The organism is Streptococcus humanilactis (genome assembly GCF_019448275.1).
Lineage (GTDB): Bacteria > Bacillota > Bacilli > Lactobacillales > Streptococcaceae > Streptococcus > Streptococcus humanilactis.
Map to the genome: position 1 here is coordinate 20,778 of NZ_JAHXBZ010000005.1, position 16,985 is coordinate 37,762.

The 16,985-nt window shown below is 40.2% G+C and carries 12 protein-coding genes; 6 read left to right on the forward strand and 6 right to left on the reverse strand.

Going from position 1 to position 16,985, the window contains the following annotated elements:
* Positions 1 to 40 precede the first annotated feature (40 nt).
* Positions 41 to 2,503, reverse strand: a complete 2,463-nt coding sequence (gene pbp1b, locus KV696_RS07365; protein ID WP_219967265.1) for a penicillin-binding protein PBP1B — start codon at positions 2,501 to 2,503, stop codon at positions 41 to 43.
* 141 nt (positions 2,504 to 2,644) lie between these two features.
* Here pbp1b and tyrS point away from each other — a divergent pair, with 141 nt between their 5' ends.
* Entirely contained in the window at positions 2,645 to 3,901 is a 1,257-nt protein-coding gene (gene tyrS, locus KV696_RS07370; RefSeq protein ID WP_219967266.1) for a tyrosine--tRNA ligase, read from the forward strand.
* Between the two features lie 75 nt (positions 3,902 to 3,976).
* Here tyrS and KV696_RS07375 read toward each other — a convergent pair whose 3' ends face one another.
* Both KV696_RS07375 and KV696_RS07380 read right to left on the reverse strand, forming a co-directional pair.
* Positions 3,977 to 6,040 carry a heavy metal translocating P-type ATPase gene (locus KV696_RS07375; RefSeq protein ID WP_219967267.1) on the reverse strand — a complete coding sequence of 688 codons (2,064 nt, stop codon included), beginning with the start codon at positions 6,038 to 6,040 and terminating at the stop codon, positions 3,977 to 3,979.
* A 1-nt stretch (position 6,041) separates the two neighbouring features.
* A complete protein-coding gene (locus tag KV696_RS07380; protein ID WP_000910909.1) occupies positions 6,042 to 6,320 on the reverse strand; it encodes a DUF6110 family protein in 279 nt (92 codons plus the stop codon).
* A gap of 150 nt (positions 6,321 to 6,470) precedes the next feature.
* On the opposite strand from KV696_RS07380, the gene KV696_RS07385 reads away from it, so the two are divergent.
* On the forward strand, positions 6,471 to 7,319 hold the full coding sequence (locus KV696_RS07385; protein WP_023943994.1) for a putative RNA methyltransferase: 849 nt from the start codon (positions 6,471 to 6,473) through the stop codon (positions 7,317 to 7,319).
* 355 nt (positions 7,320 to 7,674) lie between these two features.
* Here KV696_RS07385 and KV696_RS10070 read toward each other — a convergent pair whose 3' ends face one another.
* The 3 genes from KV696_RS10070 to malQ all read right to left on the reverse strand — a co-directional run bounded on the left by KV696_RS10070 (position 7,675) and on the right by malQ (position 12,034).
* A complete protein-coding gene (locus KV696_RS10070; protein WP_023943996.1) occupies positions 7,675 to 7,881 on the reverse strand; it encodes a hypothetical protein in 207 nt (68 codons plus the stop codon).
* A gap of 351 nt (positions 7,882 to 8,232) precedes the next feature.
* Complete coding sequence (gene glgP, locus KV696_RS07390; protein ID WP_000950168.1) at positions 8,233 to 10,491, reverse strand: glycogen/starch/alpha-glucan family phosphorylase; 2,259 nt, start codon at positions 10,489 to 10,491, stop codon at positions 8,233 to 8,235.
* A gap of 25 nt (positions 10,492 to 10,516) precedes the next feature.
* Complete coding sequence (gene malQ / locus KV696_RS07395; protein WP_084891153.1) at positions 10,517 to 12,034, reverse strand: 4-alpha-glucanotransferase; 1,518 nt, start codon at positions 12,032 to 12,034, stop codon at positions 10,517 to 10,519.
* A gap of 486 nt (positions 12,035 to 12,520) precedes the next feature.
* Between malQ and KV696_RS07400 the strand changes: the two genes are divergently transcribed.
* The 4 genes from KV696_RS07400 (at position 12,521) to KV696_RS07415 (ending at position 16,984) form a co-directional block, all read left to right on the forward strand.
* Positions 12,521 to 13,792 (forward strand): extracellular solute-binding protein, encoded by a 1,272-nt coding sequence (locus tag KV696_RS07400; protein ID WP_000095466.1) that lies wholly within the window; start codon positions 12,521 to 12,523, stop codon positions 13,790 to 13,792.
* A gap of 109 nt (positions 13,793 to 13,901) precedes the next feature.
* The gene (locus KV696_RS07405; protein ID WP_203176218.1) at positions 13,902 to 15,194 is read left to right on the forward strand and encodes a sugar ABC transporter permease; all 1,293 of its coding nucleotides are present in this window, start codon (positions 13,902 to 13,904) and stop codon (positions 15,192 to 15,194) included.
* A 1-nt stretch (position 15,195) separates the two neighbouring features.
* Positions 15,196 to 16,038 carry a sugar ABC transporter permease gene (locus KV696_RS07410; RefSeq protein ID WP_001065648.1) on the forward strand — a complete coding sequence of 281 codons (843 nt, stop codon included), beginning with the start codon at positions 15,196 to 15,198 and terminating at the stop codon, positions 16,036 to 16,038.
* Between the two features lie 145 nt (positions 16,039 to 16,183).
* Positions 16,184 to 16,984 carry a DUF1189 domain-containing protein gene (locus KV696_RS07415; protein ID WP_203176216.1) on the forward strand — a complete coding sequence of 267 codons (801 nt, stop codon included), beginning with the start codon at positions 16,184 to 16,186 and terminating at the stop codon, positions 16,982 to 16,984.
* Position 16,985: the final 1 nt, after the last annotated feature.

Sequence of the window (16,985 nt, forward strand, 5' to 3'; positions counted from 1 at the left end):
TCCATTGATTAGCCACTTCATTTAGAAAAGTTTAAAGGACTTATCGTCTCGTCCTTGAAGAGGGTCGTGTAGCACTTGAGTTATTGCTATCGCTAGAGCTACTACTTGAACTGCTGGAGCTTGATGGAGTTGGTAGACTCCCCACGATGCTAGACCAAGCATTCTGATAATCCGCATCACTTCCACCAATAGCAAAGCGATAACTGGTCGTTGGCGCTCCTGCCTTATTAGCCCAATAGCTGGTAACAGTCGAACCTGTGACCTCTACTTCTTTTCCTTCAACAGAAACCTTCCCTGGTTTTTGACCTGTTGATTTCAAGACTTCGGATTTTACTACACTAGGATCTAAAGCGAAGCGCTCGTTCCCCCAAATGCTTGGGGAGGCTTGCTGAATCGCATTTACCAGATGAGCCATGTAATTAGAGTTATTGGAATAACCTGCTCTACGTGACAATGAATGGTTATCATCATGCCCAATCCAGCCACCTAGGGTTAATCTAGGTGTCGAAAGCATGAGCCACATATTTTCGTCTTGGTTGGTTGTCCCAGTCTTCCCAATCCAATCTGCATTAGCTAAAGTAGGATTTAAAGAAGTCAGGTTAGTCTTGAAGGTTGTTGTCACACGAGAGGATAGAACTTCTCGCAACAATCCTTGCATAATTGTCGCAGTAGCTTTTGAATAGACTTGAACCGGTTTATCCTGATACTCATAAACTACTCTACCATCTGCTGCTTCAATTTTAGAAATTACATGTTTTTTATGATATAGACCATTATTTGCTAGAGTCTGATAGCCATTGGTATGCTGGGCAACTGTGACCTCAATACCACCACCCATTGGCAGACTCTCAATACCGTACTCAGGAATCTCGTAGCCCATCTTTTCCATATAACCCTTGACATCAACACCCTTTTCACGGAGCATACGATAGGTCCAGTAAGCCGGGATATTCCATGAATAGTTCAAGGCTTCTCCCAAGGTCATCATTCCTGTCCCCTTGCTATTAGCATACATAATTGGGTTGCCATTGGCAAAGTTTGTTGGATAGTTAGACAGAATCGTCTCACTTCCCATCAAGCCCTGGTCAATAGCAATACCGTAGGCCAGCAAAGGTTTGGTAGTAGAAGCTGGTGAACGTTTGGTATCAAAGGCATGATTGTTTTGATTTTCTTGATAATTGCGACCACCTACAAAGCCTAGAATAGCACCTGTTTGGTTGTCCATCAAGACATTCCCTACTTCTACACGACCAGTTCCGTCGTCTAAAAGATAACCATAGTCAGCAACCGCATTTTGCATGGCAGAATGAATTTTCTGGTCTATGGTAGTAGTAATCTTATAACCACCATTTTCAATCTCCTTGGCCGCCAAGTCGCGATAAAACTTCTGAGTTGCCTCATTTTTCAACTCCTTAGCGGAGACATTGTCTCTCTGAGCTAGATAGTCATACATACGTTCCTGAGCTTCTGCCAAGGCTGTAAAGTATAAATAGCCGCGGGACACACCTGTGACTGTAGCTGAAGGGAGAAAGTCCTGTTTAAGATCGTAATCCTTATACTGAGAATACTCGTCTTTGCTTAAGGCACCTGTGCGATACATACTATAAAGAACTGCCTTAGCCCGTCTCAAGCCAATTTCTAAGTCTTCATCACTCTTCAACTCTCCAGTATTTTCATAGGGGGAATAGGTAATGGGACTCTGTGGAAGTCCTGCTAAAAATGCTGCTTGAGGAACCGTCAACTGACTCGCATCTACACCGAAAATCCCCTCGGCTGCCTGCTGAGCTCCTGCAATATTCTGCCCCTTATTATTTCGACCAAACGGAGCCACATTGAGATAGGTCGTTAAAATCTCGTCTTTATTCATGGCGCGTTCCAAGGCAAGAGCATCCACAATCTCTGTCGCCTTACGAGCCAAGGTCGGCGCATCCCCAACCACCTGCTGTTTAATCAGTTGCTGGGTCAAGGTTGAACCCCCACTAGAGGAACCCAAACCTACAAATTTCCCCAAGGTCGCACGAATCACCGCCTTGGGCACTACACCCTTATGTTCTTTAAAGTGTTCATCTTCCGTCGCAATGATAGCCTTCTTCAGATTTTCCGAAATTTGCTCAGATGAGATAGAAGTGCGCAACAAATCACTCTCTATGGAGGCAATCACCGTCCCATCCGCATAGGTAATCTCTGAAATAGAAGAGATGTCCTTGACCTGATGTACCAATTCTTCTGTCTGAGGCACCCGAACCTTGTCAAATAAGGCCACCCCGTACCCCAAAGCAATCCCAGCTCCCAACATTCCTCCTAGAAAACCGAGGATAAAGAGTAAGTTAAATAAGGCTTTTATACTCAGTAAAATAGCTGGAAAAATAGCTGGCTTCTCTAAGGATTTAGATTTTTGGACACTTGAACCTTTCTTGACCGGCCTATCTGATTTTTTATTTTTTTGTTTTTGCTGGAAAAATTCCAGCATTTTTCGTTTTAATTCATTTAATTGATTTTGCATGGATTTCCTCACTCTATCTATTATACCACAAAAGGGAAACTTTCAATAAAATAGCCACTTTCTTCCCTATTCTGCTAGGCTATTGCCCAAGTTTGTGATACAATAGTTAGAAACAATAATTTTAAAAAGGAGAAAAGACACATGCACATTTTTGATGAGCTAAAAGAGCGTGGTTTGATATTTCAAACGACTGATGAAGAAGCTTTGCGTAAAGCCCTAGAAGAAGGTCAAGTTTCTTATTATACTGGCTACGATCCAACTGCTGACAGCCTTCACCTAGGCCACCTTGTCGCAATCTTGACAAGTCGTCGCTTGCAGCTAGCAGGTCACAAACCTTATGCGCTCGTTGGCGGTGCTACAGGTCTCATCGGAGATCCGTCCTTCAAAGATGCTGAACGTAGTCTCCAAACAAAAGACACAGTAGATGGCTGGGTCAAGTCTATCCAAGGACAACTTTCTCGTTTTCTTGACTTTGAAAATGGCGAAAATAAAGCTGTCATGGTCAACAACTACGACTGGTTTGGCAGCATCAGCTTCATTGATTTCCTCCGTGATATCGGAAAATACTTTACTGTCAACTACATGATGAGTAAGGAATCTGTGAAAAAACGGATCGAAACAGGGATTTCCTACACTGAGTTTGCTTACCAAATCATGCAAGGGTACGACTTCTTCGTTCTTAGCCAAGACCACAACGTAACGCTACAAATCGGTGGTTCTGACCAGTGGGGAAATATGACAGCTGGTACTGAATTGCTTCGTCGTAAGGCTGACAAGACTGGCCACGTAATCACTGTTCCACTGATTACCGATGCAACTGGTAAGAAATTTGGTAAATCAGAAGGAAACGCAGTCTGGCTCAATCCTGAAAAGACTTCTCCATACGAAATGTACCAATTCTGGATGAACGTTATGGACGCAGACGCTGTTCGCTTCTTGAAAATCTTTACTTTCTTGTCACTTGATGAGATTGAAGACATCCGTAAACAATTTGAAGCAGCTCCACACGAACGCTTGGCTCAAAAAATCTTGGCTCGTGAAGTCGTTACACTTGTTCACGGCGAAGAAGCTTACAAAGAAGCCCTCAACATCACTGAGCAACTCTTTGCAGGAAACATCAAAAATCTTTCTGTTAAAGAACTCAAACAAGGACTTCGTGGAGTACCAAACTACAAAGTACAAGCAGACGAAAACCACAATATTGTGGAACTGCTCGTCTCATCTGGTGTAGTTAACTCAAAACGCCAAGCCCGTGAAGATGTCCAAAATGGAGCTATCTACGTAAACGGTGACCGCATCCAAGACCTTGACTATGTCTTGAGTGACGCAGATAAGTTAGAAAACGAACTGACTGTTATCCGTCGTGGAAAGAAAAAATATTTTGTATTGACTTACTAAACTGTTCAACATTTACCTATAAAAAAGGAGTTAACCTCGAGAAAGGTAACTCCTTTTTGTTGTTGATAACCACATCTATCTAGCCTTAATAGACAGGCTACGCAGGACTATGCGTAAGGTTGTTAGATTATGTAAGATAGAGAGATTTGAAGGACTGAGCCAATTAAATAAGCCAAAGCCAATCAAACTACTATTTACGACAACGGTATCTTGAATATTCTTCTTGATGAGTGTTTGCAAAGATGATGATAGCCAATCCAACTCTTGGAAGAAATCCAAACGATTATCTAACAATAAGATATCACTCATCTGCTTAGAAATATCTGCACTCTCATTCATCACCACACCGATATCTGATAGGGTTAGAGCAGCTGAGTCATTCAATCCATCTCCAACCATCAAAATAGTGTGACCTGCTTTATGCAGTTCCTCTACTAACTCAAATTTTCCATCAGGTTTCAAGTCTGTATAGACCTGATCAAAGGGCAAATCTTTGACTAATTCCTCTGTTCTAACCAAGGTATCCCCTGTTGCCAGAATCAATTTTTTCCCTTGTGCCTTAAGTTTCTCCAAGGCTGCCTTAGCTTCTTTTCTCAAAGGAGTATGAATGCAGAACATTCCAATCAATTCATTCTGGTAGGCTAAGAATAAAAGATTGTAGTGATTCTTGTACTCTTCGATCAAAGCATGTTGTTCCAAACTAATATGAATCTGCTCATCCTGCATCAAGACATAATTCCCAATAACAACTGGTTGGCCATCTATATGGGATTTGATTCCCTTACTTGCGATATATTGGAGTTTCCCATGCATTTCCTCATGTTCAATCCCCTCTATCTCAGCTTGCTTGACAATGGCATTAGCAATAGGATGATAAATGTGTTCCTCAAGACAGGCACTGATTCTGAGAATATCTTCCTCGCTATAGTCCCCAAAAGGTAACACCTTTTCAACTATAGGATAGCTAGTTGTGATTGTTCCTGTCTTATCAAACAAGAAAGTATCAACTTCCAGATATTTCTCTAGAACATCTCCATCCTTAATCACCATTTCACGGTTCAACCCCTCTTTGATAGCTGTTAAATAAGCTACAGGAGTAGAGATTTTCAAAGCGCAGGAGAAATCAACCAATAGGAATGAAATAGCCTTAGAAAAAGAACCTGTTAATAAGTAAGTCAGACCAGCCCCCAAGAAATTATATTTGACGACCTTGTCCGCCATCTTGATGAAATAGCGTTGTTTCGTTTTCTTGTTTTCTTCAGATTTCTTCATCAACTCAATCAGCTGTAAAATACGACTGTTCATCTGATTATCGGTTACACGAATGCGTAGCTCCCCAGTCTCCAAGACTGTGTTTGCACAAACCAAATCAGACTCTCTTTTTTCAACTGGAAAACTCTCTCCCGTCAAGGAACTTTCGTTGACCATACCTAAACCTGAAACTACTTGTCCATCAAACAGAATTTCATTTCCTTGAGATAGGACCAAGACATCTCCTATTTGAACATCGGAACTCTTGATACTAACGACCGTATCCCCCTGTACTAAGAATACGTCGCTCTCTTTTGCAAGAAGGCTTTGCTCTAAATCTGTTGCAGTTTTTTTCAAGGACCATTGATCTAAATGATTCCCCAAATCAAGCATAAACATGATGTTGCTAGCAGTCTTGGATTGGTTCATAAACAAAGACAATAAAATAGCCGAACAGTCCAAGACCTCCATCGTTAGTTCCTTACGCGCTAGTGTTTGATAGGCTTCTCTAATATAGCCAAAAGCCTGATAACAAGTCCATATATAGCGAATAGGATACGGAACAAAACTACGAAAAAGTATACGCTTAATCGCTGCACCTGAAACAATAGAATAAGCACTCTCTTCTCTACGAATGGGAAGAGTCATCAACTCAGAAACTTTCCCTTTATCAATTCTTTTTAAAAAGGCTTCTGCATTATCTAATACAGAAAAGCCTTCTTTTATACGTAGAGTAAAGTGCTGTTGATCCATGTAAAACTGGATAGACTCAATTCCCTTTTCATCTCTCGCCAAGGAACGAAGATAGTCTTGAATATCCAAGGTGAGTGAAAAAGAAGATGATAGTCGGATATGTTGGTATCCTCTATGTAGCACTTTAAAAGACATATTATTCTCCTATAAGGCTATCTAATTGCTCTTCTTTTTTCTCTTGCTCGTACAAATATTTGGCATCTTGCAAGACATCGTCTCCATGTTGTTTCACAACAGAAACAGATGCATCTAGCTCGTCTTTCAACTTGTAAGCCTTAGCCAAAGCTTTAGAATAACCTTTTTTAGCTTCCTTACTTGCTAAGATTTTCAAACCAAGGGTACCAAATGCGACACCACCCAAAAAGAGTGATGATTTTTTCGCAACTTTTGCGACGGTCAATACTTCTTTTAACATACTTATTTCCTCCTAGCTATTATTATATAGCAATTTAGATATAAAAGCAATTTAATTTTTGTACTTTGAAAAGTAATTATACTACTATTTAATTCTATTACAAATCATCCTAAAGTTGCTTTCATTTGCCTCTTTTGATACACTTAAACTATGAATACAAATCTCAAACCTAAACTTCAGCGTTTTGCTTCTGCGACTGTCTTTGCCTGTCCTATCTGTCAAGAAAATCTGACTCTGGTAGAGAACAGTCTCAAATGCAACAATCGTCATTCTTTTGACTTGGCTAAATTTGGCTATGTCAATCTGTCACCTCAAATCAAGCAATCTGCCAACTACGACAAGGAAAACTTTCAAAACCGCCAACAAATCCTAGAATCTGGATTTTATCAGGCTATTTTAGAAGATATTTCGGACTTACTAGCAGCTAATCCATCCGCAAAAACTGTCTTAGATATTGGTTGTGGCGAGGGCTTCTACTCTCGCAAACTCCAAGAAAGTCATCCTGACAAAACCTTCTATGCCTTTGATATTTCCAAAGATTCCGTCCAAATCGCTGCAAAGAGCGAACCCAACTGGGCAGTCAATTGGTTCGTTAGCGACTTGGCTCGTCTTCCTATAAAAGACGCCAGCATGGATATCCTACTAGATATCTTTTCACCTGCCAACTATGGAGAATTTCGTCGCGTTTTATCCAAAGACGGTATCTTAATAAAGGTTATCCCAACTAAAAATCACCTCAAGGAAATCCGTCAGAAGGTACAAGACCAGCTGACAAACAAGGATTATTCTAATCAAGATATCAAGGAGCATTTCCAGGAACATTTTACCATCCTATCTAGTCAAACTGCCTCTCTGACTAAAACTATCACAGCAGAGCAGCTCCAAGCCCTACTTAGTATGACTCCTCTCCTCTTTCACGTCGACCAGAGCAAGATTGACTGGAGCCAACTGACAGAGATTACCATTGAAGCAGAGATTTTGGTTGGGAAAACATTGTAAACTAGACTTCGCAAAAGTAGAAAACTTACTGAGAATCTTCAATATTACGAAAACGCATAAGAACAGGTACTCAAAAACCTTAATCTTATGCGTTTTGTTATGCAAAAATCACTGGAATTTCTATACACATTAAGCGGAAATCTTTGAAATCAATTCTCTTAATAACCATTGAATACCATATATTACATTTACCCCAAATATGATATAGGCCGTATAAATCAAGTATTTCGATTTCTTCTGCCTCAAAGAATAGATTTTGTACAAGATAAACAAATTTAAAATAATAAATAATAGAGACAAAATCTTCCCCCAAAAATCAATCTTAAAAGTACACAGTCAAGCATAGCTCTAAACTTTATTTTCGATTCGAGATAACAAACTTATCAATAAATAGCAAGTGAAATAAGGCCAGTACCAGACCCCAAACGCTACCACGAAAAGAGATTTCTTGATGATTGAGAGGAAACAAATCATGGTTACCTATATAGAGGCAGGTCAAAATGATAAATAAAATCCAAAATAAATCCGTCCATTTATATTTTGAAAAATATTTTTTCCACATAAAAACACCTTCTTTCCTACAATCATATTATAATACTTTGTGTAAGCGAATACAAGGAATATGAGGTAATCAACTACAAAGAAACATGAGGTTGAAAGAGAGTAAAAGCAGTATTTCTAAGCTTTAACTGTATCTATGATTTCTATCTTTTTAAGACAAGATTGACCCAAATCCACAGCATTTAAAAAAGCGAATTTCAATCGAAACTCGCTTTTTTACAAAATGTATTAGTATGAATTTGTATCTTATACTCAATGAAAATCAAAGAGCAAACTAGGAAGCTAGCCGCAGGCTGTACTTGAGTACGGCAAGGCAACGCTGACGTGGTTTGAATTTGATTTTCGAAGAGTATTAGTTCAAGTGCCAGATATCTTCGTTGTACTGAGCGATTGTACGGTCAGATGAGAAGAATCCTGCTTTAGAAATGTTAACGATAACTTTATCCAACCATGCGTCACGGTCTTCGTAGTCAGCCAACATTTGCTCTTTCACTTTGATGTAATCTTCCAAGTCAAGAAGAGTCATGAACCAGTCTTTGTTGATCAATTCATTGTAAAGACGTTCCAAGCGCTCTTTGTTTCCAGCTGCAAGAACTGCATCGCTAACGATGAAGTCAACCAATGGTTTGATAGCTTCACGAGCGTAGAATTCGCTTGATTTGTAAGCTGCTTTTGCGTAAAGGTCGATAACAGTTTCTGAATCTTCACCAAAGATGTAGATGTTTTCATCACCAACCAACTCAGCGATCTCCACGTTAGCTCCGTCCATAGTACCAAGAGTCAAAGCTCCGTTCAACATGAATTTCATGTTACCAGTACCTGAAGCTTCTTTAGAAGCAAGTGAGATTTGTTCTGAGATATCACATGCTGGGATAAGGAAGCTTGCTGCAGTAACGTTATAGTTTTCAACCATAACTACTTGCAAGTGTGGAGCTACTGCTGGATCGTTAGCAATAACTTCTGACATGCAAAGGATCAAGTGGATGATGTCTTGAGCGATTGTATAGGCTGGAGCTGCTTTACCACCAAATAAGATTGTGATTGGACGAGCAGGGATGTTACCAGCTTTGATGTCAAGGTATTTGTGAATCACGTACAAAGCGTTCATTTGTTGGCGTTTGTACTCGTGAAGACGTTTGATTTGGATGTCAAAGATAGAGTTTGGATTGATTTCCACACCTTGGTGTTCTTTCAAGTGACGAGCCAATTTACGTTTGTTGTGAGCCTTGATGCTTTCCAATTTTTCTTTGACAGCTGCTTTGTCTTCATAAGACAAAAGTTTTTCAAGCTCATCTGCTTCATGGTGCCAACCTTCTCCAAGAATCTCATCCAAGTAGTGAGACAATCTTGGGTTAGCATGCATAAGCCAACGACGGAAAGTAATACCGTTTGTTTTGTTGTTGAATTTTTCTGGGTAAAGGTCGTAGAAAGCTTTCAACTCAGAATTTTTCAAGATTTCAGTATGAAGTGCTGCTACCCCGTTAACACTGTATCCGTAGTGGATATCCATGTGAGCCATGTGAACACGTCCGCTCTCATCGATAATTTGAACAGCTGGATCTTTGTATTCTGCTTTCACACGACGGTCCAATTCTTCAATGATTGGTACCAAGTGAGGAACCACTTCTTGCAAGAATTCAAGAGGCCATTTTTCAAGGGCTTCAGCAAGGATTGTGTGGTTAGTGTAGGCAGTCATGCTACGAACGATTGAGATTGCTTCGTCAAGCTCGATACCACGTGCAGTCAAAAGACGGATCAATTCAGGGATAACCATTGATGGGTGAGTGTCGTTGATTTGTACAACAGCGTAGTCAGCAAGGTCATGCAAGTTGCTTCCTTTTTCGATTGCTTCGTCGATGATCAATTGCGCACCGTTTGAAACCATGAAGTATTGTTGGAAGATACGGAGCAATTCACCTTGACGGTCACTATCATCTGGGTAAAGGAAGAGAGTCAAGTTGCGAGCGATATCTGTCTTGTCAAAGTTGATGCCATCTTTAATGATAGAAGAATCAACTGAATCCAAGTCAAACAAACGCAAGCGGTTTTTAGTTGCTGTTTCATAACCAGTAACATCAATATCGTAAAGAGTTGATGTCAAAGTAAAGTCTGCAAATGGTACTTGGTAGCTACGGCTTGAGCGAACCAACCAGTTTTGCTCTGTCAACCATGCATTTGGAATTGTTTCTTGTTGGTTGTTTTTAAGAACTTGTTGGAAAAGACCAAAGTGGTAGTTAAGACCAACACCGTCACCATTCAAACCAAGAGTCGCAATTGAGTCGATAAAGCAGGCAGCCAAACGTCCCAAACCACCATTACCAAGAGATGGTTCCAATTCAACTTCTTCAACTTCGATCAAGTCTTTACCTGCAGCAGCAAGTTCTTTTTTGACATCGTCGTAAAGACCAAGGTTGATCAAGTTGTTTGACAAGAGTTTACCAATCAAGAACTCAGCTGAGATATAGTAAACTTTCTTTTTACCAGTGTTGACTGGTTTTTGGCTGCTTGCAAGCTTGCTGTAGTTAAGAAGAGCAAGGTAAAGCTCTTCATTGCTACATTCTGCAATGGTTTTATTGTAACGATTTTGTACAAATTCTTGTAGTGATAACATGTTTAAGGTGTCTCCTGATATTGTATTATTTCTTTAATTCTACCAAATTTTCATTAATTCGTCGATAGATTGTTGTCAAGTCAAGCAAACCTTCCTCGACAGCTGGTGTCAATTGATCTTCAGTCATACGCCAAGACCAGTTTCCACCGAGGGTAGATGGGAAGTTCATACGAGCTGTCTCATCCAATTCTAGCAAATCTTGCATAGTTGCAATTGCCATGAAGCTAACTGATGAAAAGACTGTACGAAGCATAGCGTGTGGAACTGTTTCGTATTCTTTACGGTTAGTATAGCGAGCCATGTACTCACGAGTCGCATCATCAATCTCGTTACGGTACCAACCAAGGACCGTGTTGTTATCGTGAGTTCCTGTGTACATAACTGAGTTAGCAGGTGCCAAGTGTGGGCTATCGATACTTTCGTCTTCTGGATTGAAGGCAAATTGAAGAATCTTCATTCCTGGGAAGCCAGTACGTTCACGCAACTCAATAACTTCATCTGTCATGAAGCCAAGGTCTTCTGCGATGATGTTTAGCTCACCAAGTTCTTCCTTAACGGCTGCAAAAAGCTTGTAGCCCGGACCTTTCACCCACTCACCAGGTGCTGCTGTATCGGAACCAGCAGGGATTTCCCAGTAAGATTCGAAGCCGCGGAAGTGGTCGATACGAACGATATCATAGATTTTGAAGCTTTCACGCAAGCGTTCAATCCACCATTTATAGCCGTCTTTGTCCATTGCTTCCCAATCATAGATTGGGTTACCCCAAAGCTGACCAGTTGCAGAAAACTCATCTGGTGGGCATCCTGCGATGCAAGTCGCCTTACCGTTGACATCTGTCTTGAAGAGATGTGGATTTGCCCACATATCGCTTGAATCTTCCGCTACGTAGATTGGCATGTCCCCAACGATTTCGATGTGGTTGTCGTTAGCGTAAGCTTTCAATTTCAACCATTGTTGGAAGAAGAAGTATTGAGTCACACGGTGGTAAACCAACTTGTCTGCCAATTGCTCACGGTAGCTTTCAAGTGCTGAAGCTTTACGAACGCGAGCATCAGCATCTGGCCATTCAGTCCAAGCAAGATTTTCAAAATGCTCTTTGATAGCCATATACTCAGCAAAGAGCTCAAGCCATGATTGGTTGTCTTGAGCAAATTTCTCAAAATCTTTAACATCTCCAACTTCAAAGAAACGTTTCACCGCTTTTTCTAAAAGAGGACGACGTGCATAGTAGATTTTAGCATAATCAACTTCAGACGCATCGCTACCAAAGTCAACTCCTTCAAGGTCACTTGCTTCCAACAAACCTTGCTCCACCAAGATATCCAAATCGATAAAATGAGTGTTTCCTGCGAAGGCTGAGAAAGATTGGTAAGGAGAGTCTCCGTAACTAGTTGTTCCTAGTGGAAGGATTTGCCAGTAACGTTGTTTCGTGCGAACCAAGAAATCAACGAAGTCGTAAGCACTTTGACCAAATGATCCGATTCCGTAGGCTCCTGGGAGAGAAGAGATGTGCATCAACACACCACTTTGACGTTTTTTCATAAACAACACCTCGTGTATTTGTAGTTTAATTTTTCATTTTTGGGCGCAAACGTTTGCGTTAAGATAAGTATACTTCATTTTTGGAATAATTGCAAGCGGTTTTAAAAAAACTTTTTGATTATTTTTTAAAAAAACTTGTCCTTATTTATGTATACATATACATTTTTTCTTTTCTATTTACAAAATCTTCTTCAACTACAAATAGAAGGCTCAACTTAGCCTACTTTTGGTCTAGAGCAATTTATTTTTTGTTCAAAATCTAGGCAATCGTTTCCCTAAATAATTTCAGTAAAAGCATGAAAATATATTTTCTAACTTTTCTTCTATTATAAACAAATAAAACGCTTACCCTTTCCGTGAAATTTTTTTAAAATTTTTACAAAAAACACTTGCAACCGTTTTCTATTTGTGCTATACTAGTCCCATAAAGGAAAACGTTTGCGTTTCCTCATTATAAAATTTGTTATTCTTTAGGAGGAATACACTATGTCATCTAAATTCATGAAGAGCGCTGCTGTGCTTGGAACTGCTACACTTGCTAGCTTGCTTTTGGTAGCTTGCGGAAGCAAAACTGCTGATAAACCTGCTGATTCTGGTTCATCTGAAGCGAAAGAAATCACTCTTTACGTTGAGGACCAATACAAAGCTTATGCTGAAACAGTAGCTAAAGCTTATAAAGAACAATCAGGAACAACAGTTAACATCAAATCTGGTGACCAAATGGGTGGGCTTGACAAACTTTCTCTTGACAACCAATCAGGTCAAGCTCCTGACGTTATGATGGCTCCATACGACCGTGTAGGTAGCCTTGGTACTGACGGACAACTTTCAGAAGTGAAATTGAGCGACGGTGCTAAAACAGATGATAAAACTAAATCTCTTGTAACAGCTGCTGACGGTAAAGTTTACGGTGCTCCTGCCGTTATCGAGTCACTTGTTATGTACTACAACAAAGACTTGGTAAAAGAAGCTCCAAAAACATTTGCTGACTTGGAAAACCTTGCTAAAGATAGCAAATACGCATTCGCTGGAGAAGATGGAAAAACTTCTGCTTTCCTAGCTGACTGGACAAACTTCTACTTTGCATACGGACTTCTTGCTGGTAACGGCGGTTACGTATTCGGACAAAACGGTAAAGACGCTAAAGACATCGGTCTTGCAAACGACGGCGCTATCAAAGGTGTAGAATACGCTAAAACTTGGTATGAAAAATGGCCTAAAGGTATGCAAGATACTGAAGGAGCTGGAAACCTAATCCAAACTCAATTCCAAGAAGGTAAAACAGCTGCTATCATCGATGGACCTTGGAAAGCTCAAGCCTTCAAAGACGCTAAAGTAAACTACGGTGTTGCAACTATCCCAACTCTTCCAAACGGAAAAGACTACGCAGCATTTGGTGGTGGTAAAGCTTGGATCATCCCATCAAGCACTAAGAACCTTGAAGCTGCTCAAAAATTTGTAGACTTCCTTGTTTCAACTGAACAACAAAAAGCCTTCTACGATAAAACTAATGAAATCCCAGCTAACACTGAAGCTCGTTCATACGCTGAAGGTAAAAATGATGAGTTGACAACAGCTGTTATCAAACAGTTCAAGAACGCTCAACCAATGCCAAACATCTCTCAAATGTCAGCTGTTTGGGACCCAGCTAAAACAATGTTGTTTGAAGCTGTAAGTGGTAAGAAAGATGCTAAAACAGCTGCTAACGATGCTGTAACATTGATCAAAGAAACAATCAAACAAAAATTTGGTGAATAAAAAATTTGTTCAAGGGGGGTGGAAATCAAATCCCCCTTTGAATTTATCAACAAAAACACAAATAGTTTAGGTTTTATCTAGAAACCAGTATCCTATGAAAGGAGTTATTATGGAAAAGCAACAACCTAGTAAAGCAGCCCTGCTGTCTATCATTCCTGGGTTAGGACAGATTTACAATAAACAAAAGGCCAAAGGTTTTATCTTCCTTGGTGTAACCATCGTATTTGTCCTTTATTTCCTAGCACTTGCAGCCCCTGAATTGAGCAATCTCATCACTCTTGGTGACAAGCCAGGTCGTGACAATTCCCTCTTTATGCTGATTCGTGGTGCCTTCCATTTAATCTTTGTAGTCGTTTATGTACTCTTTTATTTCTCAAATATTAAAGATGCACATACAACTGCTAAACACATTAACAATGGTATTCCAGTAGCACTTACCTTTAAAGAAATGGTCAAAGGAATCTATGAAAATGGCTTCCCTTACCTCTTGATCATTCCATCTTATATTGCCATGACTTTTGCAATCATCTTCCCAGTTATCGTAACCTTGATGATTGCCTTTACTAACTACGACTTCCAACACTTACCACCAAACAAATTGTTGGACTGGGTTGGTTTGACGAACTTTACGAACATCTGGAGTTTGAGTACCTTCCGTTCTGCCTTCGGTGCCGTTCTTTCTTGGACTATCATCTGGGCTTTGGCTGCCTCAACTTTACAAATCGTAATCGGTATCTTCACAGCTATCATTGCTAACCAACCATTTATCAAAGGAAAACGTATCTTTGGTGTTATTTTCCTTCTTCCTTGGGCTGTCCCAGCCTTCATCACTATCTTGACATTTTCAAACATGTTTAACGATAGTGTCGGAGCCATCAACACTCAAGTCTTGCCAATCTTGGCTAAATTCCTTCCTTTCCTTGATGGTGCTCTTATTCCTTGGAAAACAGATCCAACTTGGACAAAAATTGCCTTGATTATGATGCAAGGTTGGCTTGGATTCCCATACATCTACGTTTTGACTTTAGGTATCTTACAATCTATTCCTAACGACCTTTACGAAGCAGCTTATATTGACGGTGCTAATGCTTGGCAAAAATTCCGCAACATCACTTTCCCAATGATCTTGGCTGTTGCAGCACCTACTTTGATTAGCCAATACACCTTCAACTTTAACAACTTCTCTATCATGTACCTCTTCAATGGTGGAGGACCTGGTAGTGTCGGAGGTGGAGCTGGTTCAACCGATATCTTGATCTCATGGATCTACCGTTTGACAACAGGTACATCTCCTCAATACTCAATGGCGGCAGCTGTTACCTTGATTATCTCTATCATTGTCATCTCAATCTCTATGATCGCATTCAAGAAACTACACGCATTTGATATGGAGGATGTCTAAGATGAATAACTCAATTAAACTCAAACGTAGACTGACTCAAACTCTTACTTACCTCTACTTAATTGGCCTATCAATCGTGATTATCTATCCACTTTTGATTACCATCATGTCAGCCTTTAAAGCAGGTAACGTCTCAGCCTTTAAACTAGATACTAATATCGACCTCAATTTTGATAACTTTAAAGGCCTCTTCACTGAAACCTTGTACGGTACTTGGTACCTCAACACTTTGATTATCGCCTTGATTACCATGGTTGTTCAAACAAGTATCATCGTACTTGCTGGTTATGCCTACAGCCGTTACAACTTCTTGGCTCGTAAACAAAGTTTAGTCTTCTTCTTGATTATCCAAATGGTGCCAACCATGGCCGCTTTGACAGCCTTCTTCGTTATGGCACTTATGTTGAACGCCCTTAACCACAGCTGGTTCCTCATCTTCCTCTACGTTGGTGGTGGTATCCCAATGAATGCTTGGCTCATGAAAGGCTACTTCGATACAGTGCCAATGTCTCTAGACGAATCTGCAAAACTAGACGGTGCAGGACACTTCCGCCGCTTCTGGCAAATTGTTCTTCCACTTGTTCGCCCAATGGTTGCCGTACAAGCTCTCTGGGCCTTCATGGGACCTTTCGGGGACTACATCCTCTCTAGTTTCTTGCTTCGTGAGAAAGAATACTTTACTGTTGCCGTAGGTCTCCAAACCTTCGTTAGCAATGTGAAAAACATGAAGATCGCCTACTTCTCAGCAGGTGCTATCCTCATTGCCCTTCCAATCTGTATTCTCTTCTTCTTCCTACAAAAGAACTTTGTTTCAGGACTTACAAGTGGTGGTGACAAGGGATAATATATCCCCGCCACCCTTTTTCATTTTGAAGCTTGTGACTATAAAAATATCCTTGTAACAAGCAATTTTTCTCCTAGACTTGAAATAAAGCGCATTTCTCTATATAATAATACTCATATAGAAAACACCTTTTAGAAAGATACCTATGCTTCCATATCCATTTTCTTATTTTTCAAGTATTTGGGGATTTCGTAAGCCCCTATCCAAACGTTTCGGGCTCAACTGGTTTCAACTTCTCTTTACCAGTATCTTCCTTATCAGCTTGTCTATGGTACCAATTGCCATTCAAAACAGCTCCCAGGAGACTTATCCGCTAGAAACCTTTATCGATAATGTCTATGAACCATTGACAGATGAGGTTGTTCAGGACCTCTCTGAACACGCTACAATTGTTGATGGCACATTAACTTATACTGGAACAGCTAGTCAAGCATCTTCTATTGTGATTGGTCCAAGTCAAAGTAAGGAACTACCTAAGGACTTGCAACTGCATTTCGATACGAATGAGCTCGTCATCAGCAAGGAAGGTAAGGAACTGACCCGCGTCTCTTACCGAGCCATTGAGACTGAGAGTTTCAAAAGCAAAGACAGCTTAACCCAAGCGATTTCTAAAGACTGGTACCAACAAAATCGTGTCTATATCAGTCTCTTCCTAGTTCTCGGTGCAAGCTTCCTCTTTGGTTTGAATTTCTTTATCGTCTCTCTAGGGGCTAGTCTTCTCCTTTATATCACTAAGAAATCACGCCTCTTTTCATTTAAAACCTTTAAAGAGTGCTACCATTTTATCTTGAACTGTTTAGGATTGCCGACTCTGATTACGCTTATTTTGGGATTATTTGGCCAAAATATGTCAAACCTCATCACTGTACAAAACATTCTTTTTGTCCTTTATCTGGTCACTATCTTTTATAAAACGCATTTCCGTGATCCAGATTACCATAAATAGG

What these genes read in the sequence shown, in the direction of transcription:
- KV696_RS07375 (WP_219967267.1), bottom strand. Translation starts at nt 6,040, where the DNA reads ATGTCTTTTAAAGTGCTACATAGAGGATACCAACATATCCGACTATCA.
- KV696_RS07400 (WP_000095466.1), top strand. Translation starts at nt 12,521, where the DNA reads ATGTCATCTAAATTCATGAAGAGCGCTGCTGTGCTTGGAACTGCTACA.
- KV696_RS07405 (WP_203176218.1), top strand. Translation starts at nt 13,902, where the DNA reads ATGGAAAAGCAACAACCTAGTAAAGCAGCCCTGCTGTCTATCATTCCT.
- KV696_RS07385 (WP_023943994.1), top strand. Translation starts at nt 6,471, where the DNA reads ATGAATACAAATCTCAAACCTAAACTTCAGCGTTTTGCTTCTGCGACT.
- KV696_RS07410 (WP_001065648.1), top strand. Translation starts at nt 15,196, where the DNA reads ATGAATAACTCAATTAAACTCAAACGTAGACTGACTCAAACTCTTACT.
- malQ (WP_084891153.1), bottom strand. Translation starts at nt 12,034, where the DNA reads ATGAAAAAACGTCAAAGTGGTGTGTTGATGCACATCTCTTCTCTCCCA.
- KV696_RS07415 (WP_203176216.1), top strand. Translation starts at nt 16,184, where the DNA reads ATGCTTCCATATCCATTTTCTTATTTTTCAAGTATTTGGGGATTTCGT.
- KV696_RS07380 (WP_000910909.1), bottom strand. Translation starts at nt 6,320, where the DNA reads ATGTTAAAAGAAGTATTGACCGTCGCAAAAGTTGCGAAAAAATCATCA.
- pbp1b (WP_219967265.1), bottom strand. Translation starts at nt 2,503, where the DNA reads ATGCAAAATCAATTAAATGAATTAAAACGAAAAATGCTGGAATTTTTC.
- KV696_RS10070 (WP_023943996.1), bottom strand. Translation starts at nt 7,881, where the DNA reads ATGTGGAAAAAATATTTTTCAAAATATAAATGGACGGATTTATTTTGG.
- tyrS (WP_219967266.1), top strand. Translation starts at nt 2,645, where the DNA reads ATGCACATTTTTGATGAGCTAAAAGAGCGTGGTTTGATATTTCAAACG.
- glgP (WP_000950168.1), bottom strand. Translation starts at nt 10,491, where the DNA reads ATGTTATCACTACAAGAATTTGTACAAAATCGTTACAATAAAACCATT.